This is a genomic window from Pseudomonas sp. NFACC10-1, from assembly GCF_900119195.1.
In the GTDB taxonomy this organism is placed as follows: domain Bacteria; phylum Pseudomonadota; class Gammaproteobacteria; order Pseudomonadales; family Pseudomonadaceae; genus Aquipseudomonas; species Aquipseudomonas cerasi.
Genome location: NZ_FPJB01000002.1, coordinates 368,412 through 393,241, shown reverse-complemented (window position 1 = coordinate 393,241; position 24,830 = coordinate 368,412). Strand labels below are relative to the sequence as shown.

At 60.8% G+C, this 24,830-nt stretch carries 25 protein-coding genes; 2 read left to right on the top strand and 23 right to left on the bottom strand.

Features of this window, described 5'->3' with window-relative positions:
- Nucleotides 1–52: 52 nt before the first annotated feature.
- The 13 genes from BT119_RS06345 to BT119_RS06280 all read right to left on the bottom strand — a co-directional run bounded on the left by BT119_RS06345 (nt 53) and on the right by BT119_RS06280 (nt 13,870).
- Nucleotides 53–553 carry a hypothetical protein gene (locus BT119_RS06345; protein ID WP_054081244.1) on the bottom strand — a complete coding sequence of 167 codons (501 nt, stop codon included), beginning with the start codon at nt 551–553 and terminating at the stop codon, nt 53–55.
- A gap of 137 nt (nt 554–690) precedes the next feature.
- The gene (locus BT119_RS06340) at nt 691–1,317 is read right to left on the bottom strand and encodes a class I SAM-dependent methyltransferase (protein ID WP_072365120.1); all 627 of its coding nucleotides are present in this window, start codon (nt 1,315–1,317) and stop codon (nt 691–693) included.
- A 56-nt stretch (nt 1,318–1,373) separates the two neighbouring features.
- Nucleotides 1,374–2,018 carry a methionine ABC transporter permease gene (locus BT119_RS06335; RefSeq protein WP_044308745.1) on the bottom strand — a complete coding sequence of 215 codons (645 nt, stop codon included), beginning with the start codon at nt 2,016–2,018 and terminating at the stop codon, nt 1,374–1,376.
- Nucleotides 2,008–3,138, bottom strand: coding sequence for a methionine ABC transporter ATP-binding protein (locus BT119_RS06330; RefSeq protein ID WP_072365118.1), 1,131 nt, complete (start codon nt 3,136–3,138; stop codon nt 2,008–2,010). The genes BT119_RS06335 and BT119_RS06330 overlap by 11 nt, the downstream gene beginning before the upstream one ends.
- Nucleotides 3,135–3,923 (bottom strand): MetQ/NlpA family ABC transporter substrate-binding protein, encoded by a 789-nt coding sequence (locus BT119_RS06325; RefSeq protein ID WP_003432321.1) that lies wholly within the window; start codon nt 3,921–3,923, stop codon nt 3,135–3,137. Before BT119_RS06325 ends, BT119_RS06330 begins: the two co-directional genes overlap by 4 nt.
- A 921-nt stretch (nt 3,924–4,844) precedes the next feature.
- On the bottom strand, nt 4,845–6,203 hold the full coding sequence (locus BT119_RS06315; RefSeq protein ID WP_003365913.1) for an LLM class flavin-dependent oxidoreductase: 1,359 nt from the start codon (nt 6,201–6,203) through the stop codon (nt 4,845–4,847).
- On the bottom strand, nt 6,203–7,408 hold the full coding sequence (locus BT119_RS06310) for an SfnB family sulfur acquisition oxidoreductase (protein ID WP_024661616.1): 1,206 nt from the start codon (nt 7,406–7,408) through the stop codon (nt 6,203–6,205). Before BT119_RS06310 ends, BT119_RS06315 begins: the two co-directional genes overlap by 1 nt.
- A gap of 25 nt (nt 7,409–7,433) precedes the next feature.
- The gene (locus tag BT119_RS06305; protein ID WP_072365114.1) at nt 7,434–8,756 is read right to left on the bottom strand and encodes an SfnB family sulfur acquisition oxidoreductase; all 1,323 of its coding nucleotides are present in this window, start codon (nt 8,754–8,756) and stop codon (nt 7,434–7,436) included.
- A gap of 388 nt (nt 8,757–9,144) precedes the next feature.
- Complete coding sequence (locus tag BT119_RS06300; RefSeq protein ID WP_024661618.1) at nt 9,145–9,864, bottom strand: hypothetical protein; 720 nt, start codon at nt 9,862–9,864, stop codon at nt 9,145–9,147.
- A 577-nt stretch (nt 9,865–10,441) separates the two neighbouring features.
- Nucleotides 10,442–11,185 carry an L-cystine ABC transporter ATP-binding protein TcyN gene (gene tcyN / locus BT119_RS06295; RefSeq protein ID WP_004409156.1) on the bottom strand — a complete coding sequence of 248 codons (744 nt, stop codon included), beginning with the start codon at nt 11,183–11,185 and terminating at the stop codon, nt 10,442–10,444.
- Between the two features lie 3 nt (nt 11,186–11,188).
- Entirely contained in the window at nt 11,189–11,857 is a 669-nt protein-coding gene (tcyL, locus tag BT119_RS06290) for a cystine ABC transporter permease (protein ID WP_003341471.1), read from the bottom strand.
- Nucleotides 11,854–12,651, bottom strand: a complete 798-nt coding sequence (gene tcyJ, locus BT119_RS06285; RefSeq protein ID WP_065350837.1) for a cystine ABC transporter substrate-binding protein — start codon at nt 12,649–12,651, stop codon at nt 11,854–11,856. The genes tcyL and tcyJ overlap by 4 nt, the downstream gene beginning before the upstream one ends.
- A 220-nt stretch (nt 12,652–12,871) precedes the next feature.
- Entirely contained in the window at nt 12,872–13,870 is a 999-nt protein-coding gene (locus tag BT119_RS06280) for a D-cysteine desulfhydrase (protein WP_072365112.1), read from the bottom strand.
- Between the two features lie 197 nt (nt 13,871–14,067).
- Here BT119_RS06280 and epsC point away from each other — a divergent pair, with 197 nt between their 5' ends.
- Nucleotides 14,068–15,021, top strand: a complete 954-nt coding sequence (gene epsC / locus BT119_RS06275) for a serine O-acetyltransferase EpsC (protein WP_072365110.1) — start codon at nt 14,068–14,070, stop codon at nt 15,019–15,021.
- A gap of 12 nt (nt 15,022–15,033) precedes the next feature.
- Here the strand turns inward: epsC and BT119_RS06270 are convergent, their stop codons facing one another.
- From BT119_RS06270 to hutC, 6 genes are all read right to left on the bottom strand, one after another.
- Entirely contained in the window at nt 15,034–15,741 is a 708-nt protein-coding gene (locus BT119_RS06270; protein ID WP_003432333.1) for an anti-sigma factor, read from the bottom strand.
- On the bottom strand, nt 15,738–16,304 hold the full coding sequence (locus BT119_RS06265; RefSeq protein ID WP_072365108.1) for a sigma-70 family RNA polymerase sigma factor: 567 nt from the start codon (nt 16,302–16,304) through the stop codon (nt 15,738–15,740). Before BT119_RS06265 ends, BT119_RS06270 begins: the two co-directional genes overlap by 4 nt.
- 104 nt (nt 16,305–16,408) lie before the next feature.
- Nucleotides 16,409–16,942, bottom strand: a complete 534-nt coding sequence (locus BT119_RS06260) for a DUF3455 domain-containing protein (RefSeq protein ID WP_072365105.1) — start codon at nt 16,940–16,942, stop codon at nt 16,409–16,411.
- A 105-nt stretch (nt 16,943–17,047) separates the two neighbouring features.
- A complete protein-coding gene (nhaA, locus tag BT119_RS06255; RefSeq protein WP_072365103.1) occupies nt 17,048–18,223 on the bottom strand; it encodes a Na+/H+ antiporter NhaA in 1,176 nt (391 codons plus the stop codon).
- A gap of 49 nt (nt 18,224–18,272) precedes the next feature.
- On the bottom strand, nt 18,273–18,869 hold the full coding sequence (locus tag BT119_RS06250; protein WP_046718835.1) for a HutD/Ves family protein: 597 nt from the start codon (nt 18,867–18,869) through the stop codon (nt 18,273–18,275).
- Nucleotides 18,866–19,576 (bottom strand): histidine utilization repressor, encoded by a 711-nt coding sequence (hutC, locus tag BT119_RS06245; protein WP_161420743.1) that lies wholly within the window; start codon nt 19,574–19,576, stop codon nt 18,866–18,868. The genes BT119_RS06250 and hutC overlap by 4 nt, the downstream gene beginning before the upstream one ends.
- Before the next feature lie 204 nt (nt 19,577–19,780).
- Here hutC and BT119_RS06240 point away from each other — a divergent pair, with 204 nt between their 5' ends.
- On the top strand, nt 19,781–21,145 hold the full coding sequence (locus BT119_RS06240) for a formimidoylglutamate deiminase (RefSeq protein ID WP_003365936.1): 1,365 nt from the start codon (nt 19,781–19,783) through the stop codon (nt 21,143–21,145).
- Nucleotides 21,146–21,233: 88 nt separating this feature from the next.
- On the opposite strand, the gene BT119_RS06235 is transcribed toward BT119_RS06240, so the two are convergent.
- From BT119_RS06235 to BT119_RS06220, 4 genes are all read right to left on the bottom strand, one after another.
- Nucleotides 21,234–21,812 carry a lipocalin family protein gene (locus BT119_RS06235; RefSeq protein WP_003432336.1) on the bottom strand — a complete coding sequence of 193 codons (579 nt, stop codon included), beginning with the start codon at nt 21,810–21,812 and terminating at the stop codon, nt 21,234–21,236.
- Between the two features lie 3 nt (nt 21,813–21,815).
- Entirely contained in the window at nt 21,816–22,070 is a 255-nt protein-coding gene (gene bamE / locus BT119_RS06230; RefSeq protein WP_003403102.1) for an outer membrane protein assembly factor BamE domain-containing protein, read from the bottom strand.
- 251 nt (nt 22,071–22,321) lie between these two features.
- Nucleotides 22,322–23,332, bottom strand: a complete 1,011-nt coding sequence (locus tag BT119_RS06225) for a class 1 fructose-bisphosphatase (protein WP_003341445.1) — start codon at nt 23,330–23,332, stop codon at nt 22,322–22,324.
- Between the two features lie 134 nt (nt 23,333–23,466).
- Nucleotides 23,467–24,816 carry a DUF3999 domain-containing protein gene (locus tag BT119_RS06220; protein WP_054081250.1) on the bottom strand — a complete coding sequence of 450 codons (1,350 nt, stop codon included), beginning with the start codon at nt 24,814–24,816 and terminating at the stop codon, nt 23,467–23,469.
- Nucleotides 24,817–24,830: the final 14 nt, after the last annotated feature.

Here is a 24,830-nt window from a genome sequence, read left to right as displayed (position 1 = left end):
GGTCGGCGTGCCCTGCCGCCTGTGACGCGGGGCAGGGCTGCCGACCCGGCAATCAGTCGGTCTCGTCTGCGTCTTTGACGTCGATCGTGGACAGGCTGAGGTTGGCGAACCGTACCGGGCCGTACGGTGAAGCCAGCCTTGAGTTTGAGAGCGAGAAGCGGAACGTGTTCGAAGGCGCCGACAGATTCACGAAGCATTTTTCAAGCGCTTCTCCGAACGTAATGTCGCCTGAAAAATGTTCCCACTCTTCAGTGGCGAGGCCAATGACCGGTGTCAGATTCAGCGCGCCCTCTTTGTTGTAACCTCCCACGGCTATAACAAAGAGCGCCTCGTCTAATTTCAGGTCTGCGCTGTGCACATCGAACTCGATATGCAGGGTAGAGTCAGGCAGCGCATTGATAAATTGGCTTACGGTCACTCCAGTCGCATCCAGTTTGATGCTCTGCCCATCCCCTGCGGGCCACGGCTTGAAGTCAGGATCAAAGCCCTCCGGTGCTGCCCAGTACTTGAGATCGTCGCTGAAGTTGCCGTTTTTCACGAATTCGGTCGCCATGATCAGTTCCTTTGATCGGTTCAAATGGATTCCATTGCCAGCCGCCTGCGTAGGCGGATGGGAGTCCATCCTAAGGCGCGTGAGTATTTGCCGATACTGTCAGAAGTAACAGCACGCGGACTGCACAGCGCCGGACATCACTGACGCCGCCAGACACTCGCCAGCCACGGCTGCTGCTCTCTCGGCAATCCGGCGGGGCGGTAGTAATGCTCCAGTTCGATAAAGCCGGCTTCGGTCAGCAATGTGCGCCATGATTCCAGGTCGTGATAAGCGCCGTAACGCTCGCCGTTCCAGCCTTCCTGATTCTCACCACGCGGGTTGGAGCTGAACAGCACGCCGCCCGGCTTGAGCGCGTCATGCAACTGACGCAGGACGCGCGGCAGCTCCTGTTTGGGGATGTGAAACAGCACCGCGTTGGCGAAAACGCCATCGAAGCGGCCGTGCGGCAGGTCGAGTTCGAGGAAGTTTTGTTGCAGCACTTCGCATCCGGTCTCGGCACGGGCCATCTCGGCGAAACGTTCGGACCCGTCGAGCCCGACCGCCACATGGCCCATCGCGGTAAACGTTTTCAGGTCGCGGCCCGGCCCGCAGCCGAAATCGAGAATCTGCCAGGGTGCCGATCCTTCGATATGCCGCAGCAGGGCGTCGATGTTCTGGCTGACGTCGTGGTCGCGGGTGCCTTCGCGAAAGTCGTCGGCCACGCGGTTGTAATTGTCGAGGGTCGCGGAGGTGATCTGCGCAAGGGTCTGTGGATCGAGTTTCATCAAGGGCGGTCCGGTAAAGGAAGACCGCCAATATACCCTCGCTGCGTTGCGGCTGCTCAGCGCCTGTCGAAGCTGCGTGCCAGCCGGTCCCCGCCCAGCTGCACCAGCGCGACGACCGCTACCAGCAAGACAATCACTGTCAACATCACCTGCGTGTCGAAGCGCTGATAGCCATAGCGATAGGCAATATCGCCCAGCCCGCCTGCGCCGATGGCACCGGCCATGGCCGATGAGTTGATCATGGTCACCAGCGTGATCGTAAAGCCGCCGACGATACCGGGACGCGCCTCCGGCAGCAGCACATGCCAGATGATATGCCAGCGCCGACAGCCCATCGCTTGCGCGGCCTCAACCAGACCATGATCGACCTCCCGCAGGCTCACTTCAGCGACCCGCGCAAAGAATGGCGTGGCGGCAATGGTCAGCGGCACGACGGCTGCCCATACGCCATAGGTGGTGCCGACGATCATCCGCGTGAACGGAATCAGCGCGACCATCAGGATCAGAAACGGAATCGAACGAAACAGGTTCACGAAGCCACCCAGCACCCGGTTGATCCCCGGTGCTTCGTAGATGCCGCCTTTGGAACTGGTGACCAGAATCACTGCCAGCGGAATGCCCAGCAGCAGTGCGATCAATGACGACACACCGACCATCAGAAACGTGTCGAGGGTGCCTTGCAGCAAGCGATCAACCCACATAACCCAATACCTCCGCGCGTGGCGCCAGTGTGCGGGCGCGCGCCAGCAGTTCTTCCCGGCTGTGTGGCGAGCCGGCAACCGACAGAATGAGATGCCCGATGGGCCGTTCCTGAATCCGCTCGACGCCGCCCTGCAGCAATTGCACCTTGCCGCCCAGCGCGGCAAACAGCGCGGCCAGATCCGGCCCTTCGTCACTGACACCGGTGAAATGCACGTCCAGCAGCAGGGCCGCATCGGATCGTTGCGGCTGATCGCTCAGGCGCTCTGCCCACTCTTTCGGCAGCCCGGTTTGCAGCGGAGCCAGCAAGGTTTTGCTGACGTCGTGCTGCGGGTCGCCAAACACCTGCCATACCGGCCCCTGCTCGACGACTCGCCCCTGTTCCAGCACCACCACGCGGTGGCAGATATCACGGATAACCGCCATTTCATGGGTGATCAGCACGACGGTCAGGCCCAGGCGCTGGTTGATCTCGCGCAGCAGGCCGAGGATCGACTGGGTGGTTTCCGGGTCCAGCGCCGAAGTGGCTTCGTCGCACAACAGAATCGCCGGGTCGTGTACCAGCGCGCGGGCGATGCCGACACGCTGTTTCTGCCCGCCGGACAGTTGCGCGGGGTACGCCTTATGCTTGTCCTGTAAACCCACCAGTTCCAGCAACTGCGCGACCTTGCGCGCGCGTTGCTCCTTGGGCACACCGGCGACCTTCAGCGGCAGTTCGACGTTCTGCCAGACGGTCTTGGCCGACATCAGGTTGAAGTGCTGGAAGATCATGCCGATGCGTCGGCGTAGCTCCACCAGCTTGTCTTCGTCGAACTCGCCGATGTCCACCTGATCGACCAATACGCGACCGCTGCTCGGTTGTTCCAGGCGATTGATGGTGCGGATCAACGAGGATTTGCCTGCGCCGCTGCGGCCGATAATGCCGAAGATCTCGCCGCGCTGGACGGCCAGATCGATATTGCCCAGCGCCTCCACCGTGCCTTGCTTGCCGTGATAGGTCTTGCCCAGGTTGATGAAGCGCACATGCGCGCGATTCAGCTCCGGGTGCAGCTCGGCATGTTGCGCCCGTTGACCTGCGCCCGCAGTGTCGAGTGGCCATTGGTGTTGCGCGGTCGCAGTCATTCTTTCCACCCGGCCTGATAAAGCTTGCCGTTGACCTTGTCCAGCGAAGCGCGGACGACCGGTGAGTGTTGGTAAATGTCGACGAATTTCGCCAGCCGCGGGTCATCCTTGTGATCAGGTTTGATCACGAACTGAATCACGTATTCCGGGTGGTCCAGGCCGTCGAACAGGATCGCCGAGTCAGCGGGAAAGGTCTTGGCCAGACGGATGTAGGCGGGGTAGCCCTGCACCAGATCGGCATCGTCGTAGGCTCGCACCAGTTGCACGGCTTCGACCTGTATGAGCTTGAGTTTTTTCGGGTTGGCCGTGATGTCTTCTTCGGTGGCCTTGTAACCAACACCTTCCTTGAGCGTGATCAGCCCGGCCTTGGCCAGCAGTTGCAGGCCGCGTCCGCTGTTGATCGGGTCATTGGCGATGGCCACGGTGGCGCCGGTCGGCAGCTCATCGAAGCTTTTGTACTTTTTCGAGTACAGACCTACGTTGTTGATGATCCCCGGTGCGTAAGGCACCAAACCGAAGCCAGCGGCTTCGTTGGCATTGGTCAGGAACGGGATGTGCTGAAAGTAATTCACGTCGATATCGCCGGCAGCGAGGCTGACGTTGGGCGCGATCCAGTCGGTGAACTCGACCAGCTCGACCTTCAGGCCCTGCTTGCCAGCCTCTTCGACAGCGGCTTCCAGCGGTATCGCGAAGGCTGCCGTGGTCCCGACTTTCAGGGGTTTATCGTCAGCGTAAGCGGTCAGGGTCAACAGGCCGAGGGCCAGTGCAGCGAGGGTTTTGCTCATGATGTGGTCCTTTTAAAAATACCTAAGTCTCGTTCCCACGTCTTGCGCTTATCGATCCTGTGGGAGCGAGCTTGCTCGCGAATAGGCCAGTGCAGCCACAGAGAGCAGGGCGTCTGGCCAATCGCTTTCGCAAGCAAGCTCGCTCCCACAAAATCTGTGTACAACGCCAAGCGCTTCAGCGTGGGTGCGCATGTCGTCACCAATTACGCTGGTGTGCATCCCCCCGCAGCGCATCGGTCCTGTGGGAGCGAGCTTGCTCCCGAATAGGCCAGTGCAGCCGCAGAAAACAGGGCGTCTGGCCAATCGCTTTCGCGAGCAAGCTCGCTCCCACAAAATCTGTGTACAACGCCAGGCGCTTCAGCATGGGGCGCATGTCGTCATCAACTACGCCGGTGTGCATCCCCGTAGCGCATCGGCCCCGTGGGAGCGAGCTTGCTCGCGAATAGGCCAGTGCAGCCGCAGAAAACAGGGCGTCTGGGCAATCGCTTTCGCGAGCAAGCTCGCTCCCACAAAAACTGTGTACAACGCCAAGTGCTTCGGCGTAGGTGCGCATGTCGTCATCAATTACGCCGGTGTGTATCCCCGCAGCGCATCGGCCCTGTGGGAGCGAGCTTGCTCGCGAATAGGCCAGTGCAGCCGCAGAAAACAGGGCGTCTGGGCAATCGCTTTCGCGAGCAAGCTCGCTCCCACCAAATCTGCGTACAACGCCAAGTGCTTCAGCGTAGGTGCGCATGTCGTCATCAATTACGCCGGTGTGTATCCCCCGCAGCGCATCGGTCCTGTGGGAGCGAGCTTGCTCGCGAATAGGCCAGTGCAGCCACAGAAAGCAGGGCGTCTGGCCAATCGCTTTCGCGAGCAAGCTCGCTCCCACAAAATCTGTGTACAACGCCAAGCGCTTCAGCATGGGGGCGCATGTCGTCATCAAATAGGTCGGTGTGTCGCCCCCCCATGCCGTGGCGGTAAACGGTCGGTGCCTTCCGGAAACAGTTTTTTGCGCAGGCTGCCTTCTTCGTAAGCGGTCTTGTATGAGCCGCGGCGTTGCAGCTCCGGGACCACCAGGTCAATGAAGTCCTCGTAACTTTCCGGGGTGACGATGCGGGTCAGGTTGAAGCCGTCCAGGCCGGTTTCGTCGATCCATGACTCCAGTTCGTCGGCGACCTGTTCGGGCGAGCCGATCAAAGTGATGTAACGGCCGCCCAAGGCGTGCTGGTCGAGCAGTTTCTGGCGCGTCCAGTCGTTGTTTTTCAGGTTCCTGGTCGCCGATTGAATGGCGTTGTTTTTCACGTACTGAATGGGTTCGTCGAGTTCGTACTCAGAAAAATCGATGCCCGTGGACGCGGCGAAGTGCGCCACGCCGGCTTCGGCGCTGGCATGGCGGCGGTATTCGGCGTGCTTCTCCCTAGCCAGTGCTTCGGTGGCCGCGACGATCACGTTCAGGCCCATGAACACTTTGATGTCGTCCGGGTTGCGCCCGGCCTGCACGGCACTGGCGCGCACCTTGTCGACCTGCTCGCGGGTCGCTGCCTTGTTCTGCCCGCTGATGAAAACGCATTCGGCGTTCTGTCCCGCAAACTGCAGGCCGCGCTCCGAACTGCCGGCCTGAAACAGCACCGGCGTGCGTTGCGGCGACGGTTCGCAGAGGTGATAACCCTCGACCTGATAGAACTCGCCCTGGTGCCGGACCTTATGCACCTTGCCCGGCTGGGCGTAGACGCGCTGCTCGCGATCATTGATCACGGCATCGTCTTCCCAACTGCCTTCCCAGAGCTTGTACAGCACCTCCAGGTACTCGTCGGCCTGATCATAACGGCGGTCATGCTCGTTCTGCTCGCTGAGGCCCATGGCCCGCGCCGCGCTGTCGAGGTAGCCGGTGACAATGTTCCAGCCCACCCGGCCACGGCTCAGGTGATCCAGCGTCGACATGCGCCTGGCGAACAGATAGGGCGCGTCGTAGGTCAGGTTGGCGGTCAGGCCGAAGCCCAGGTGTTTCGTGACCCCTGCCATCGCCGAGACCAGCAGCAGTGGGTCGTTGACCGGCAACTGGATCGCCTCCTTGAGGGTAACGTCCACCGAGTTCTGATACACGTCATACACGCCCACGATGTCGGCGATGAACAGGCCGTCGAACAACCCGCGTTCGAGCAGTTTCGCCAGGTCAGTCCAGTACTCCAGGCTGTTGAATTGCGTCGAGGTGTCCCGTGGATGGGTCCACAGGCCATGGTTGATATGGCCGATGCAGTTCATGTTGAACGCGTTGAGGAGGATCTTTTTACGCGCCATCAGATCGTCCCCCGCAGGGGAGGATTAGTGTCGTTGAGGTAGTAATTGCCGATGGCGTGAAACTTCCAGCGTACCGGGTCGTGCAGCGTATGAACGCGCGCGTTGCGCCAGTGGCGATCCAGGCCGTGTTCCGCCAGCGTGGATTGACTGCCCGCCAGTTCGAACAGCGTGCTGCCGGCGGCCAGGGAAATCTCCGTGCTGATGGCGCGCGCTTCGGCCACGGCTATCGAGGCCGCGGCGACGGTTTCGGCATTGCTGTCGGCCTGAGCGACATCGAGAAACTCTCCGGCGCGCTCGAGCAGTGCTTCGGCGGCGTGCAGGCGAATACCCAGCTTGCCGAAGCTGTGCAGCGTCAGCGGGTCATCCACGGCCTTTTCAATACCCGAATCGATCCATGGCCGGGTACGCGTCCGCACGAACGTCAGGGCGTCCTCGAAGGCTGCGCGGGCAATGCCGGTGTCGATCGCCGCATGGAGAATCTGCGCCAGTGGCCCGACCGTGGTGGGGCGCTGGAAGGCGCTCTGGAACGGCACCACATCGCGGGCGCTGACATACACATTGTCGAACACCACCGAGCCGCTGCCCGTGGTGCGCTGCCCGAAACCGCTCCAGTCGTCGATGACGCTGAGCCCCTCGCTGTCATGCGGCACGAACACCAGTTGCTGCACACCCTCGTCGTCAATCACCGAGGTGGGAATGCGTTGCGCGTACAGCGCGCCGGTGGCGTAGAACTTGCGGCCGTTGATGCGATAACCGTCCCCGTCGCGGCTCAGGCGAGTGGTGCGGTCATGTGCGGTTCTGGTCCCCAGTTCGGCCAGCGCATTGCCGAAGCGTACGCCCGCCAGTGCCTCGGCGTACAAGCGCGCCTGTTGTTCCGGACTGCCGTTCACGCGCAGCACTTCCAGGGCGTAAAAGTGGTTTTGCGGAATCTGGCCCAGCGAGCCATCGGCTTCGGAAATCAGCTGGATCACCTTGGCCAGCGTGACATTGGAAACACCCGCGCCGCCGAAGGCTTGCGGCACACTGATGCCCCACAGACCGGACTGGCTGAACAGGTCCAGTTCGGCATGCGGCAAACGGCGTTCGCGATCGCGTTGCGCGCTGTCGGTTTTCAATTGCAGGGCCAGTTCGCGGGCTGTGTGCAGGGCCTGAGCGTCACTGGTGATCAGCGCTGCGTTAGCGCGCGCTTTTGGGTTGAAACTCATGAAGGGTGTTCTCCAGTGGTCTGGTTCAGATCCAGGAATGGCGAGCAGGCAGGGTGCCGTTCAAATGCCACGTGCCGACCGCGTGGTATTTCCAGCGCACCGGGTCATGCAGGGTGTGGACGCGCGCGTTGCGCCAGTGGCGGTCGAGATTGAACTCGGCCAGGGTCGCGCGGCTACCGGCCAGTTCGAACAGCTTCTCGCTGGCCAGCAGCGAGATCTCGGTGGTCAGGACTTTGGCCCGCGCCACTGCAATGGAGGCGCGGGCTGCCGATTGCTCATCGATAGGCGCAGCGCTGATTTCGTCGAGTTCCTGGCCCGCCTTGCGCAGCAGCGCTTCTGCGGCGTGCAGTTCGAGTTTCAGCTTGCCGATGTCGGCGATCACATAGAGGTCATCGCTGGCGCGCTCGACGTTGGCGTCGATCCACGGACGGGATTTCTCGCGTACAAAAGCTATCGCATCGTCGATGGCCCCGCGCGCTATGCCCGCATCGATGGCGGCCTGGATCAGTTGCGAAACGGCACCCTGAATGTTCGGCGTCAGGGACAGGCGCCAGTTATCGACCACCAGCCCGGCGTCCACCGGAACATTGTCGAGCAGCACCGTGCCGCTGGCGGTGGTGCGCTGGCCAAAGCCCGACCAGTCATCAACGATGCGCAGGCCCGGTGTGCCACGCTGGACGAAGGCCATGATCTGCCGCCCCTGGTCATCCAGCGCCTTGACGGCAACCCAATGCGCGAACAACGCGCCGGTGGAGTAGAACTTCTGTCCGGTGATGGCCAGGCGGTCGCCATTGGCGGTGATCCGTGCCTTGAGTTCCAGTGTGTTTTTGGTGCCGCGCTCGGGCCCGGCGTTGCCGATGCGCCAACCGTCCAGCACGCTCTGGAACAGTGTTTTCTTCTGTTGCTCGGTGGCGCTGCCCTGCAGCAGGTGCAGAATGCCGAACTGGTTTTGCGGAATTTGTCCCAGTGCCGGGTCGGCAGCAGAAATGATCCGGAAGACTTCAGCCACCGTGACGAACGATACTTGCGGGCCGCCGTATGCGCGCGGGATGGAAATACTGCCCAGTCCGCTGCGGGTGAACTGTTCGATTTCAGCCCATGGCAAGGCACGTTGTCTGTCACGATTGGCAGCATTGATCTGTGCGGCTGCGGCCAGTTCATGGGCTGCTGCAATGGCTTGCGCGTCGTTTTGCAACACGGTGGCCTTCAGCAGGCGGGGAGCAGCGTCAGGCTCTTGTGAAGCCTCGACGCGTTGGGTCGCTACCGTCGCCGGATCAGACTCGCGTCGCTCACCGTCAATCGATACGACCCTGGGTTTATCCACAGGGGTAGTTGTGAAAGGGACCATCGGAACCTCGTAGCAGTAGGCCGCATCAGGTGCGGCTGGAAAACATCACGATGTCCGGTGGTCCGGTGCATATACCCTAAGCGTGTATAAAAGTTTTTAAAACGTGCTTTTTGGAATAAGCATAGACAGTTATTGTCAGTCGCCAATGCCGCTTCATATCCTCACCTCGCGTAACGCACGATGTTAGACGTCTGCGCAGAGCCAAGTACGGATGAAACATGGCGTATGCCGGAGCGACGTTGAACTTTCTTACACGCGTGGCCAATGTTTAATACAGGTAATGAGCGTGAATAAATAACGCTTCGTTTTTAGAATGGTCCGTGCGGTGTTGTCCATTGAACAGTATCGTCGAGTGATGCGGTTTATCCGACTTGCCGTCGTCAGGCATTCAATGCCCCAGCGGTTGGATCCTTATTATTCGGGGTGGCGCCCAGAGCGAGTTGTTGCCCACCCGGTCGATAACACAGTAACTCACTTCCAGCCGCTGTTCGTCTCCGCCTTCGCGTATCAACTCAGGCGGTACGACCAGGTCGACCGGCTCACCGATATCGTCGGCAGTGAGCGGCGGCAGGTCCATGCGCAGATCACCCCAGCGCACGGTGATCTCGTCGTGAACAGCCATGTTCAGATAAGGCTCGATGGTCATCGGCAAGCCGCCTTCCAGGTGCCTGCGCGAGAGTCCGTGGCGTATGACCGATGGCGCAACATAGAGTGGCGCCAGCCCCTGGTTTTCTTCCGTGTTGGCGCTGACCAGCCGCCCTCCCGGTGCGTTCAGCTTGACCCATAGCTTGCGGCAGGGCGAGGTCACAGGCACTCCGCCTATCTTCATGACCCGGTAGTAGGTTCTCGCCTTGCCATTCTGCAGAAAGCTTTCCGGCACACGTAGGACGACAGGCTTGCCGACGTCGGATGCCTTCAAAATTGTTGACGCGACGTAACAGCCGTCCCAGAACAGTTCGATCAGATCGCCCTCTTCCATGCTGCCATAGGGTTCAACATGAACAACGAGTTGAGAGGCGTTCCTCACGCCTATGCCATGTCGGCTGGCCAGCGGAACAGAAGGGATAGGCAAGCCCAGGGGGCTGGCGTTGCAAGTGTTTTGACGCATGTCGGGGTACTCCAGATAATCAATAGTTCAAGTAAAGAATCGTCATAAGTTGTCATGTTCAAGTAATGAAGTGTGCGTTTCAGGCAGGGGGATAATTACCTTAAATATCCAAGTTATGGCAAACATTACAAACGGTATTAAAGGCGTGCTTGAAACTTTGCTGCCCCACTGAAAGGCGTGAAGTAGGTGAGCTAATGGGCTTTGCAGGAACTTGTCAATGTGCGAAGTGCATTTAAGGACTGTTTACTTGAAATCCGGATACTTCCTACGCTGTGTGTTTGGAACCGTTGACTCCTCACTAAACAACCGTCCTACCACAAAGTATCAATGGCAACAGGCCGTAACCGACAGCAGAGTGTCCGGAAGGGAAAGTCTGGCAACACGGACGCGCAGTGGCGCGCCCGGCTACGAATCAAGGAGCAGGAAGTACGTGGGCTAATTTTATTATTTCGATGATTTTTCGGGAAATTACGCGGGAATTCAGCAAGGATATTGAACGATTAATCCTTCCGGAAATGTAAGAAAAAAGCAGCGCCGCTGGATGGACGCTGCTTTTTGCAGATGCTGATCGTCCTGATCAGGAGCGGGTACGCTCGAGAAACTGCCTGGTGCGTTCTTCTTTCGGGTTGGCGAACAGCGCCTTGGCTTCGCCTTGCTCCACGATCACTCCCTTGTCGATGAAGATCACCCGGTTGGCGACGTCCCGGGCAAAGCTCATCTCGTGAGTGACGATGACCATGGTGCGGTTCTCTTCAGCCAGCGCGCGGATGGTGGTCAGCACCTCGCCGACCAGCTCAGGGTCCAGAGCCGAGGTCGGCTCGTCGAACAGGATCACTTGCGGCTCCATCGCCAGCGCCCGTGCAATCGCCACGCGCTGTTGCTGCCCGCCGGAAAGGCGTCGCGGGTAAGCGTCTTCCTTGCCGCTCAGGCCGACCTTGGCGAGCAGCTTTCTGCCCAGCGCCTCGGCGGCTTCGCGGGCCACCTTCTTGACCACCACCGGACCTTCGATGACATTTTCCAGTGCGGTGCGATGCGGAAACAGATTGAAGTTCTGAAACACGAACCCGACCTGCTGACGCAACTGGCGGATCAACCCCTGTTGCTGGTTCATGGAGCGGGTGCCATCAATCTCGATGTCACCGACCTTGATCCTGCCGCTGTCAGGCGTTTCCAGCAGATTCAGGCAGCGCAGCAGGGTGGTCTTGCCCGAGCCGCTGGGCCCGATGATGGCCACCACTTCCCCGGCTTCGATACGCAGATCAATGCCCTTGAGCACCTCATTGCCCTTGAATGCCTTGGTGAGTTTTTCAACCACTATCATGTGTCAGGTCTCCAGATCGTGCCGGTTGACCCTGGCTTCCAGCTTGTTTTGCAGGTGCGAGAGCGCCGTGGCAAGGATCCAGTAGATCAGTGCAGCGGCCAGGTACATGGTGAAAATTTCGAAGGTGCGTGCGGTGATCAACTGCGCCTGACGGAACAGCTCCGGCACCTGGATGGTGGCTGCCAGCGCCGTGTCCTTGACCAGCGAGATGAAGCTGTTGCCCAGTGGCGGCAATGCGGTGCGTGCGGCCTGCGGGAGGATCGCCCGACGCATGGTCTGCCAGCGGGTCATGCCGATACTGGCCGCGGCTTCCCACTGGCCGCGCTCCACCGAACTGATGGCCGCGCGCAGGATTTCGCAGGCGTAAGCGGCCATGTTCAGGGAAAAACCGATCAGCGCAGCGCTCAGCGGTTCGAGCTGGATACCCAGCTCCGGCAGGCCGTAATAAATCACGAACAGCTGCACCAGCAAGGGCGTGCCGCGAAAGAACGACACGTAGATGCGTGCTATCCAGTTCACCGGTTTGATGCGCGAGAGGCGCATCAAGGCCAGGCCGAAGCCCAGCAGCAAACCGAAAAACATCCCGCCAATACTGAGGAAGACGGTGTAGTACGCGCCCTTGAGGAGGAAGGGCGCGGAGTCCAGCGCGAGCTGAAGGCTCTCTTCAATCATTTGGTGACGTCAGCGTTGAAGTACTTTTCCGACAATTTCTTCAGCGTACCGTCGGCACGCAGCTTGTCGATGGCCTTGTCGATGGCCGCCAGCAATTCAGGCTCGCCTTTGCGCAGGGCAATGCCCGATTCCTGGCGGGAGAAGGCGTCGCCTGCAGGGACGAGTTTGTTTTTCGTTTTGGCAGCCATTTCCAGGGCGGCCAGACGGTCAACGAGGATCGCATCGATACGACCTACACTCAGGTCCTGGATCTTGCTCGGGTCATCGTCATAGGTTTTGACGATCGCGCCCGGAACGTTCGCCTTGAGCCATTCCTCGTAGTTGGTGCCCAGGCCCACACCGACCTTCTTGCCGGTCAGGTCTGTGGCTGTCTTGATCTTGTCTTGGTTCGTCTTCAGAACTAGCGCTTGAATGCCGGACACGGTGTAGGGCTCGGAGAAGTCATACTTCTTCTTGCGCTCGTCGGAGATGGTCACCTGGTTGATCACCACGTCCAGACGCTTGGAGTCCAGAGCGGCCAGGATACCATCCCATTTCGACGGCTGGATCTTGGCCTTCACGCCCAGTTCCTTGGCCAGCGCTTCGGAAAACTCGACTTCGAAGCCGGTGAGCTTGCCGCTCTCATCGACGAAGCTGAACGGTGGGTAAGTGCCTTCCAGGCCTACATTGAGCGTACCGCTGTCCTTGATTTTCTGCAGTTGCTCGCCAGCCATGGCTTGCCCGGCGATACCGGCATTGAGCATCAAGCCCATTGCCGAGAAAAGAAACGTACGACGAATAGCGGAAATGTTCATGCAAGCCCCTTGTTGGTGTGGAAGTGTCTGGCCATTTTCTGACCCGACTCAAGCAACTTCGTGCTGATTATTCAGCTTTTTTTCAGGCAGTTACGTCAGGTGTAAGGTTAAGCGTTGTGGTCTGCCGGGCGCGACTATATAGCCATCAGCTTATGAGGAAAAATAACAAAAAAAGATATTTTCCCTCCACAAAAGCATAAAGGACCCGTTGGCTGAAACGTCACTGGTCGAACGCATCCGGATAGGCAAACAGCGCTGGCGCACCGCCGGTGTGCAGAAAGATCAGTGGGCCGTCGTTAAAGCGTTGACGACCGATACCATCGAGCAGACCGGACATGGCCTTGCCGGTGTAGACCGGGTCGAGCAACAGCCCTTCGTGGCTGGCCACCAGCTTGATGGCTGACAGCGTGCCGGCATTCGGTTCGCCATACCGTGGCGCGAAATACTCATCCCACAGTTCGACCTTGAAGTGTTCGGGCAACGGAGCGCCGAGCAACTCTGCGGTGCGCTCGGCCAGGCCCTGAACCTTGGGCAACTGTGCTTCTTCACTGCGCGACACGGTCACGCCGATGACCGGCAATTGCGGCAGCTCGTGAGCCAGAGCCAGCGCCAGACCGCTGTGCGTGCCGGCACTGCCGGAGGCCAGAACGACGGCAGCAAACTCGATGCCGGTTTGCTTGATCTGCTCGGCCAGTTCCAGCCCCGCGCGCACATAACCCAGCGCCCCCACCGGGCTCGAGCCACCGATGGGCACCAGATAAGGCTTTTTGCCGCTGGAACGCAGGCGTGCCGCCAGGGCGTGCAGTTGCTCGTCGGCGTTGTCGAGGTTTTCCACCAGCTCGACCTTGGCATCGAACAGCTCCAGCAGCAGGCGGTTGCCGTTTTTCAGGTAACTGGGGTCTTCGGTGCCGATGGGGTTTTCCAGCAGCGCCACACAGCCCAGGCCCAGGCGCGCGGCCAGCGCTGCGGTCTGGCGGACATGGTTGGACTGGATGGCCCCGGCGGTGATCAGTGTGTCGGCACCCTGGGCCAGCGCATCGGCGGCCAGGTACTCGAGTTTGCGCACCTTGTTGCCGCCCAGGGCCAGCGTCGTGGTGTCATCCCGCTTGATGTAGATATTACGATCTGCCCAGACCGACAGGCGCTCGAGCTTTTCCAGAGCCGTTGGCGCGCTGATCAGGTCCAGGCGATTGAAGCGGGCAAGCTGATTTTTGATCATGGTGGTCGATAAGCCGTGTAAAGAGTCAGCGGACTATAGGCAGACGTTTCTCGCACGGCAACTTATCTGTGCGCACGGCTCTCTTCGTGTATTCCGACAGAAATTGTTGTTTTTTTCGTCTGAATGTTTGCCGTAGAGTGGCAACAGCAGCGGCCCGTACTGTCGGTCGCCACCCTTCACATCAAGGAGAGTCAAGCGTGAGCGATATTCCAGAAGCGTCCGCCGACGGCCGCTCCAGCCACTGGCAGTTGCAGCGCATCGTCAGCCAGTTGCGCAGCGCGCGTGAAGACTGGCGGGCTCGCAACAGGCGAGTGAGCGGTGAACACGGTGGGCGTGAGCTGCCTTCGCGTGCGGCCATGGGCGAGATTCTTGAAGCCTTGAGCGGCGCACTGTTCCCGATGCGTCTGGGCCCGGTGGACCTGCGTGAGGAAAGCGAGGACTTCTATGTCGGCCATACGCTGGATGTGGCGCTCAACGCACTGCTGGCTCAGGCCCGGCTTGAATTGCGCTACGTGGCCCATCAGCAGGGCGGTGACCTGAAGGGCATCGATGCGCGAGCACTCGAGCTGATCCAGGGTTTCGCCATGGCCCTGCCGGGTATTCGTCTGTTGCTGGACACCGACGTGCTGGCCGCCTATCACGGCGACCCTGCGGCGCGCAGTGTCGATGAAGTGCTGCTGTGCTATCCCGGCATTCTGGCGGTGATCCACCATCGGCTGGCGCATTATCTGTATCGCGCCGGCTTGCCGTTGCTGGCGCGTATCAGCTCGGAAATCGCCCATTCGGCGACCGGTATCGATATTCATCCGGGTGCGCAGATCGGCCCGAGCTTCTTTATCGATCACGGAACAGGCGTGGTGATTGGCGAAACCGCGATCATCGGCGAGCGGGTGCGGATCTATCAGGCCGTGACCCTGGGCGCCAAGCGCTTCCCGTCGGACGAGGACGGTCAGTTGCAGAAAGGCCACGCACGGCATCCAATCGTTGAAGACGACGTGGTGATCTATGCGGGTGCGACCATTCTGGGTCGCATCACCATCGGCAAGGGTTCGACCATCGGCGGCAATGTCTGGCTGACGCGCAGCGTACCGGCAGACTGCAACCTGACCCAGGCCAACCTGCTGCAACAGGACGACTGCAGCCGCAAGTAGGCGACCTTCGCGTCAGATCACCTTCACCGCCCGGCCGATGAACTGAATCGGCCCGGTGGGTTTGCCGATTGGCGAGCCAGTGGATTTCTCCAGTGTCAGCTCGAACAACTGGTTGGGTTGCAGCGGCGGCAGTTTATCCAGCGGCACATGCAGGCTCTCTCCCGGCTTGACCAGCCCAAGCGAAACCGGGCCTTGCCAGTCGTCACCCTTGGTCCAGAACTCCAGCGCCTTGTCGGTCGGAACCTCGAACACGCCCAGCGGGATAAGCTGTATTTCCTGCGGGTTACTGGCCTGCACGACCCAGCCGGGAGCCTTGTCCTGCGGTCCTACGAGGACCACCAGATAAGACGGTTGCGCCGGTGCGCGGGTCAGCAGCGTCATGCCCAGTACCAGTGAAGCAGCCAGGCCTGCTCCGGCCAGGCCACGCCAGATCGACAGGTTGTCCCACCAGCGAACGCGCGGTCTTTGCGGCGTGCTGGCAGGCGCGGTCATGTCCAGCAGGTTACGTTCGATACGATCCCACAGGCCGGGCGAGGGCATCACCGGTTCGGCCAGTTCGGTCAGGGGCAGCAGACGCTGTTCCCAGGCATCGACGGCGGCCTGCAGGTCGGGCTCGCGCGACAGGCGACGCTCTACCTCGAGCCGTTTCTGCGCCGATAGCGTGCCGAGTACATACTCGCCCGCCAGCTCGTGAATGTTGTCGTCTAAAGGCCGGGTCATCCCATGCACTCCCGCAAAGCCGTCAGGCTACGCTTGATCCAGGCTTTGACCGTCCCCAATGGCGCGCCAATTTTCTGCGCGATTTCCTGATGCGAATAACCGTCCACGTACGCGTGAAAAACACAGTTGCGTCTTACCGGCTCCAACTGCTCCAGGCATGACGTGATCTGTCCTGGATTGACCTGCCAATCGAAGGCATCGCCGATTTCCTGCCAGCCTTCCAGTGTCGCCTGTTCATGATGATCTTCACTGCCGTCGTCCTCGACACGCACTTCGCGAGCCGTATTGCGCAATGTGTTGAGCGCCAGGTGGCGGGTCACGCTGAAGATCCAGCCACGTGCCGAACCACGCGAGGCATCGAAGCTGGCCGCGTGGGACCAGATTTTCAGGAACGCGTCATGCACGATGTCTTCGGCCAGCGCGCGGTCACGCACCAAGCGCTGAGCGACGCCGAGCAACCGGGCGCTTTCCTGTTGATAGAGACGCTGCAAGGCCTGCTTTTCACCGCGAGCGCAGGCCTGCAACGTCGCTTCGTAATCAAAGAGAGATTCGTGCGAAGACAAGATGATCCGCCATCAATGGAAGACTACTGCCTCGTTGACATCACGAGGCTCCCGCGCAGCAGCATAGACCACTGGCTGCGCAGTCACCCGGTGAATGATGGCTATCAGCTTGCAGTCCAGAACAGGTAGTCGGCCTGATACTTGACCACTTCCTTCGCACCCTTGTTGCTCTCTGCGCAGGCTTTGGCCGGGGCAACGCCGCCTTTCAGGGCCACACGCTGAATGTAGGTCACGCCAGTCATGGCGCCTTTGCCTTCAGCCGGGTTGGCCTTGACCAGCTGGTACGGCAGGTTGCCAGCGCTCGAAGGGGCCACCGCCACCTGGGTGCCGGTCAGCTTGGAGCCGTCTTTGGCTTCCCAGGTGGCAGGCGGTCCGTAGTAGGTGCCGACCTGCTTGCCGCTCTTGTCGTTGAGCACTGCTTTGGGACCGACGAACGCCCACTCCATTTCGTTGGGCATGTTGGCCTTGGCGCGGCACTCGTAGGTGATCTCGCCAACCCCGGTGGTTTGCATGCCGACCTTGTTGCCAGCCGGCACACGGACGCTTTCGGGGAGGTCGGTCTGAGCCATGGCAACAGACGACAGGCAAGTGAAGGCCAGAGTAGTACCAGCAAGGCAGAGCAAGCGTTTTGCGTTCATGCAGAAATCTCCAGAAAGTTTAACCGCGCTCAGCAACTCGAAGTGGCTGCTGAATGTACTACCCGCGAGAAACCCATCTGGATGCAGTGATTTAAAAATATTTTTTCAGGCCCGACTGAAACGGCTGCGCAGCAGCACAATTCCGGCAATTGCGGCCAGACCCGAGCCGATCAGTACGCCGACCTTCACCTCGTCGATCAGGTGTTGCGAGCCGGGGAACGCCAAGTTGCCGATGAACAGGCTCATGGTGAAACCGATGCCGCACAGAATCGCCACGCCGTACAGTTGCACCCAGTTGCTGCCCTCCGGCAACACCGCCAGCCCGGCGCGTATGGCCAGCACAGCGGCGAGAAACACGCCGATCTGCTTGCCCACGAACAGCCCCAGCGCAACGCCCAGCGGCACAGGATCGACCAGGTTGCCCAAGGTAATGCCGGCCAGCGACACGCCCGCATTGGCAAAACCAAAGATCGGCACCACGGCGAAGGCCACCCAGTAGTGCATCTTTTCTTCGAGGAACAGCAGTGGCGAGCGGGCTTCTTCCTCGGGCTTGCCCATCGGGATGCACAGCGCCAGGGCGACACCGGCCAGCGTGGCATGCACACCCGATTGCAGGACGAAGAACCACAGCAGCGCGCCGAGCAGCAGATAAGGCAGCAGACGGCGCACGTTCAAACGATTCATGACGATCAGCACCGCCAGCGTCACGAAGGCGGCGGCCAGCATCGGCAGGTTCAGACCGGAGCTGTAGAAGAAGGCGATGATCGTCACGGCGCCCAGATCGTCGAGGATCGCCAGCGCGGCCAGAAACACCTTCAGCGAGGTCGGCACCCGATTGCCGAGCAGCGACAGCACGCCGAGGGCAAAGGCGATGTCGGTGGCTGCCGGGATCGCCCAGCCGCTCAGGGTCTGCGGATTGCCCCAATTGATCGCGATGTAGATCAGCGCAGGCACCAGCATGCCGCCTGCCGCTGCAAAGCCGGGCAGGGCTCGTTGCCCCCAGGTCGCCAGACCACCGGCGAGGACTTCACGTTTGATCTCCAGGCCGACCATCAGGAAGAAGATCGCCATCAGCCCGTCGTTGATCCACAGCTCGACCGAGAGGCCCAGCCAGACGCTGTGCAGGATCGAGAAATAGCCGGCAGAAAGAGGCGAGTTGGCAACGATCAATGCCGCCAGCGCAGCGGCCATCAACACGATGCCGCCAGCTGATTCGGAGGCGAGGAAGCGTGCGAGGACGGCAATGCCTCTGGGCGTTTCCCGGTTCGGAACTTGAGTCATGGTTGTCCTTGAAACGAAGCACTTTTTTATCGTAATGCCAGGAATGCGGTTACTGGCCTGTGGCAGTGAGCTCAATCAGGCAGCAACGGCTGGCGCGAGGCGATTGCAGTTCGACTTCGAGCAGACCGCCAGCATTGTCCACCTGAGCGCAATCGTGTTTGCCAAGAATTTCCCACGGCTGGCTGTCGACGCTGATCGCCACTTGCTCGGCCATACTGAACAGCACCAGGGTGCTGGCAGAGCTGAACAGGCGTTGCGGGTGACGCACGTCTATCCAGTGCAGACGTGCAGTGTAGCGGTGTGGGGCGTAGATCAGGTTGAAATCGCGAATCGGCCCGTCCAGCAAGGTGCAATTGACCTGGCTGTCACCGCTGAATGCGAATGGGTCCGATGGCAGCAGCGGACGACTGCTCAGACCATCCACGTCCAGCGTCATGCCCGTGCCCTGCAGGACGGTGATGATGCGTTGATAACCGGCGAACACCGAAAAGCCGCCCGAGGTTTCGATGTCGGCAATCGACAGCCGCCAACCGAAACCGTCCAGATCCTGGCCGGCGTCGCGAGCGATCTCTTCCGTGCTGCCACCGCCGTTTTTCCACGGCATGCGCGGGTAGTCGACGGCGCGCAAAATGCGGGTCTGGCTCATTTGGTAAAGCGTCCTTCCAGGCGATGACGGGAGCCAGGGTGGATCAGGCGCGCAGCGGTAACCGGCTGACGACCAGACCAGGTCCGACGGCGAATCAGCAGGCAGGGCTCCCCCGCCTCAATCTGCAACAGCCTGCATTCATCGGCTTCGGCGAGAATCGCCTCGACCACATGCTCGCCTTCGGTGAGCGGCGCAACCTGCGAGAGGTAGGCGTAAGGCGTCTGCAGGGTAAAGTCCTGCCGGAGGTAGTCCGGAGCGACCTGGGCGTTCACGAAGCGGTCCTCGATCTGCACCGGAATGTCATTCTCGTAATGCACGATCAGCGAGTGGAAAACCCGCTGGCCTTCGCGCATGTCCAGCGCCAGGGCGCGCTCGGAGCCAGCGGCTTCCTCCTTGAGGACCATGACCTTGCACGTGTGGCGATGGCCGCGCGCGGCAATCTCGTCGGCAATGTTATGCACTTCGAACAGCGCCGACTGGCTCTTGGGCTCGGCGACAAAGGTGCCGACGCCCTGCATGCGCACCAGCAGGCCCTCGGCGGTCAGCTCGCGCAGTGCCCGGTTTATGGTCATGCGGCTGAAGCCCAGTTGCGTCACCAGTTCGCTTTCCGACGGCACACGGTGATGCGGCGGCCAGGTGCCGTTCTGAATCTGCAGAGCGATCATCTGTTTCACGCGGGCGTACAAGGGTGCGGGACTTTCGCCCATCTGGGCTGCCAGGGAAGAAGCGGCGGGCGGAGTCGACACGTGGGAGTCCTTGTTGTTCGAGACGGTGTTTTCGAGCGCATTCAGACGCTGCAAAGCGCTCACGCTAACCATTAACCTGCTGCTCGGCAAGCGTGCAGGCGGTTTACCGGTCGCTGAAACGTCTGTATATGTATATACAAATTACAGTGATGAGGTGTGAAGTCAATGTCAGCCTTCTTTGCCGAGCGCGCGTTACTCCCCGACGGCTGGGCCAGCAATGTGCGTCTGGAGGTCAGTCAGGACGGTATTTTGACCCGCGTCGAGGCCGATGCCGCTCAGCAGGGCGCCGAGAAAGTCAGCGGGCCTTTGCTGCCTGGCATGCCTAACCTGCACTCCCACGCGTTCCAGCGTGCAATGGCCGGGCTTGCGGAAGTGGCCGGCAACCCCAACGACAGTTTCTGGACCTGGCGCGATCTCATGTATCGCCTGGTGGGGCGCATCAGCCCGCAGCAGTTGGGCGTTATCGCTCGTCAGCTGTACATCGAGATGCTCAAGGGCGGCTACACCTCGGTGGCCGAATTTCATTACGTGCATCAGGACAGTGACGGCAAGCCCTATGCCGATCCTGCCGAGCTCGCGCTGCAGATCAGCCAGGCGGCCGGTTCGGTCGGTATCGGCCTGACCTTGCTGCCGGTGCTGTACAGCCATTCCGGCTTTGGCGGGCAGGCACCCAACGAAGGCCAGCGGCGTTTTATCCACAGCACCGACAGCTATCTGGATGTGCAGGCTCGTCTGCGTCCGGTTCTGGCGGCTCAGCCTGCCCAGCAACTCGGTCTTTGCTTCCACTCGCTGCGCGCAGTGACGCCGCAGCAGATCAGTGAGGTGCTGGCGGCCAGCGACCGGCAGTGTCCGGTGCATATTCATATCGCGGAGCAGCAGAAGGAAGTCGATGACTGCCTGAGCTGGAGCGGTCGGCGCCCGTTGCAATGGTTGTATGAAAACGTGCCTGTGGATAACCGCTGGTGCCTGGTCCATGCGACCCATGCCGAGGCGGATGAAGTGGCTCTGATGGCGCAAAGCGGCGCGGTGGCCGGGTTATGCCTGACCACCGAGGCCAACCTCGGCGACGGGATCTTTCCGGCGGTGGACTACATTGCTCAGGGCGGTCGCTGGGGGATCGGCTCGGACAGTCACGTCTCGCTCAGTGTGGTCGAGGAACTGCGCTGGCTGGAATACGGCCAGCGTCTGCGCGATCAGCGCCGCAACCGGCTGTATCGCAGCGATCAGCCCATGGTTGGCCGCACGCTATATGACGCTGCACTTGCCGGTGGCGCGCAGGCATTGGGGCAGCAGATTGGTACGCTGCAAGTGGGTCAACGCGCCGACTGGCTGGTGCTGGATGGCAATGACCCGTACATCGCCACGGCCTCGGAAGACGCCATCCTCAACCGCTGGCTGTTCGCCGGCAGCGACCGGCAGATCCGCGACGTGGCGGTCAACGGGCGATGGGTCATACGTGAGGGACGACACGCCGCAGAACAACAAAGCAACCGCGAGTTCGCGCAGGTGTTGAGGGAATTGCTCGGCTGATGCAAGAGAGGACGCAGAGTGTCCAGACGGCGTGCCCACGCGGAGCATGGGCACGATAGTGTGCTTGCGGACGCTTGTTCCAGCCTGGTTACTTCTCGCCCTTGCCGATCTTCGAGTCATCCTCGCGCCAGATCAGGCGTGAGGTGTCGTAGCCTTGCTGGCGGGCCTTGCTCAGCATGTCTTCCCTGACCGATGCGGAGACGGTCGGTGTACGCGACAGCAGCCACAGGTATTTGCGATCCGGGTTGCCGACCACGGCGGTACGGTAGCCTTCGCTGACGTCCAGAATCCAGTAATCACCCTTGGCGACGCTGGGCAGCAGGCGCGAGAACCAATTGTCGAACACAACCCACAGTTTGTCGGTCTTGCCCGCAACCTGCGGCGAAGCCGTACCCGTTGCTTCTTCCCACTTGCCTTCAATCGTGCGGCAGCGGTTGGTCACTGCGATGTTGCCGTCGTCCTTGAGCGTGTAACGCGCCTCGGACTGAGCGCACTTGCGCTGGAAAAACATCGGCAAGCGGGCGATCTCGTACCAGGTACCCTGATACTGCTTGAGGTCGACGTTACCTACAGTCTTTGGCTCGAGGTTGTCAGCCGAGTGGGCAAAACCGATGGCCAAAAAGCTGGCCATGACACAAATTCCAAAACGTACCAGTACCTTGATCATGGGTTATTTCAGACCCTGACCCGAGAACAGCACCACCTTGTCCGCTGCGTATTGCACGCTGATAAAGGTGTTCTGGTCGCCCCAGGTGCAGCTCGACATGCCCAAGGCACCGGAACATTCCGTCGGGCTGCCCAGCAAGGACTCGACTTGAGCCTTGGGCATGCCAGCGGACAGTTTGGAATAGTTTTCCTGAGTGATCTTGCTGCAGGCAGCCAGCAGGACGCAGAACGAGAGTAACGCGACAGAACGCAAGGACATGGATGTAGCTCCTGAACGGAAGGGGGTCGCGTCGCAGTGCAAGCCGGTGCAGTCTGGCGCTGGCGCAGTACCGCAAGCTTAGAAGAGAAAAAGGGACTCTGGTTCCCGGACGGCGCAAGGATTTGTGCCGAGGATCAGATAGTTGGCCCGCAGACGGGGCTGAGCGAATGGCTGACTGCTCGTGTTTCAGAGCATTGGCTCACTCGGCAGTGATCGAGCATGGCCCGATCACTACCGGTGCAGAAGGCGTCTTACGCCTTGTGATACGCGGTGGCACGCTCGACTTCTTCCTTGGAACCCAAGTACACCGCTACGCGCTGGTGCAGGCCTTCAGGCTGAATGTCGAGAATGCGCTGATGGCCGTCGGTGGACGCGCCGCCAGCCTGTTCTACCAGGAAGGACATCGGGTTGGCTTCGTACATCAGGCGCAGCTTGCCCGGCTTGGAAGGCTCGCGGCTGTCGCGCGGGTACATGAACAGGCCGCCACGGGTCAGGATACGGTGCACGTCGGCAACCATCGCCGCGACCCAGCGCATGTTGTAGTTCTTTTTCAGCGGACCGTCTTCACCGGCCAGCAGCTCGCTCACGTAGCGCTGTACCGGGGCTTCCCAGTGACGCTGGTTGGACATGTTGACCGCGAACTCCTGAGTGGACTCCGGGATGGTGATGTCTTCGTGAGTCAGCACGAAGCTGCCCATTTCACGGTCCAGGGTGAAGCCTTTCACGCCATCGCCCAGGGTCAGGACCAGCATGGTTTGCGGACCGTAGATGGCGTAACCGGCGGCGACCTGTTCGGTGCCTGGCTGCAGGAAGGCCTTTTCATTCAGCGCTTCGTTCTGGCTCAGGTATTCGTTCGGGCAGCGCAGTACCGAGAAGATCGTGCCGACCGGTGCGTTGATGTCGATGTTCGACGAGCCGTCCAATGGGTCGAAAACCAGCAGGTAGGCACCCTTCGGGTATTTGCCCGGGATCTGGTAGGCGTTGTCCATTTCTTCGGAAGCCATGCCGGCCAGGTGACCGCCCCATTCGTTGGCTTCGAGCAGAATCTCGTTGGAGATCACATCGAGCTTTTTCTGCACTTCGCCCTGCACGTTTTCGGTGCCCATGCTGCCCAGTACGCCACCCAGCGCGCCCTTGGAGACGGCGTGGCTGATTTCCTTGCATGCGCGCGCCACAACTTCGATCAGGAAGCGCAGATCGGCAGGGGTGTTGTTGCTGCGAGTCTGCTCAATCAAGTAACGACTTAGTGTAACGCGGGACATGGATAGCTCCGAAAATAGGGGGTATGAAAACCCGCGCAGTTTAACGCGAGTGGCGACGTAATACTGCTATGAGACTGGCTTAAGACTGTTTCAGTTCAGATGTCAGGCGAACCGCACCTGACAGGCCGCCCGTTTTAGCGTTTTGCAGCGCGCAGCGTGCTGAATGCCATCCAGCCAAGGAACACCACGCCAAGCAGCAGAAGGGCCCAAAGCCCCAGGCGTTTGAAGTCAGTAGTTTGTTGCACGGCGATCGGCGCAGCGGCCATGTTGGCCACGGTAGCCGTGGCCGGGCTTGCTGTGCCGAGAGTCGCGAGCTTCTCCGGGCTCAGGTCGGGAATCAGCGTGGCCAGCGACAGGTTGGCAGCCTTGACGCTCGGGTTGCCGATTGCCAGGGTGAAGGGCCCGTTACCGCGCGCCAGGAACACAACCTCCGTGGCAGGCACGGCCACACTCAACTGCGGCGCTTCACTGCCCAGTCCGCCGCCGCGATCATCCACCACCAGCTTGAGCTGCCGAACGATGCGTCCGGACAATTGCAACTGGTCCTGCAGGACATCGCTGTTGTTCTGTGACAACCGATACAGCAGGCCGCTGCTGATTGGCTGCCAGGGCTGCCCGGCATCGAGCCGGCCGTAGAGCGTCGCCGGTGCCAGGCTGTTGGGCTGGGTGATGTCGATCCTGACGCGGCCTATCGGCAAGCCGGTGGGCAGTTGCCAGACATACTCGTTGGGGCTTTCGACGCTGCCCTTGACCGGTGGCGACCAGGTCAGCGGCGTGGCTGGAGTGTCGCTGCTGGCACTCAGCAGGTGCGCAGAGATCAGCAGCGGCGCACTGTGCGGGGAATGCCACAGCAGGCGCAGATAGCGCGCGCTCTGGCCGGGCAGGCCGACTTCGCGCTGTTCGACCACTTCGTCGGCAAACGACAGCCGTGCAACCTGTCCCTCGCCCCAGTTGCGCCAGTGCTGCAGGTCATCACTGGCTTCAATGCTGAAGTTCTGGAAGCCCTCCCGCTCGGTGCTCCAGTCGATAACCAACTGCTCCAGCGGAGCCTTGATTGCGCTGGTGTCCAGCAACCAGCCGCGCAGCACTTCTTCGCCCGCTTCGATATCGCTTTGTGGCTGGACCTCGATCACGCTGCCGTTGCTGGAGCGCTCGATACGGATGACCGGCGCGGCGTCGGCTGATTCCTGTGTGCTGTACAGGGCGAACCAGTTGACCTCAATCGGCACCGGCTCCTGTTCGGGGGCGGGTTGGCGCGGCGTGATCGAGTAAGCCTGCGGCTGGCCCTCGGCATTGAACACACGTACATCGCTCAGATCGGTCTGCCGGGCATTCAACTGGACGGCCAGCGGCAACTCGATGCGATACCACGGCCCTTCGCCGCTCAGGCTCAGCGGCGTCTGGCTGGCAAAGTCCGCCGGTTTGTCCTGAGCGAGGGCGGTTATCGCCGTGCACAAGGCCAGGCCAAGCACGGCGATCTTCATGGCAGGATGACTCA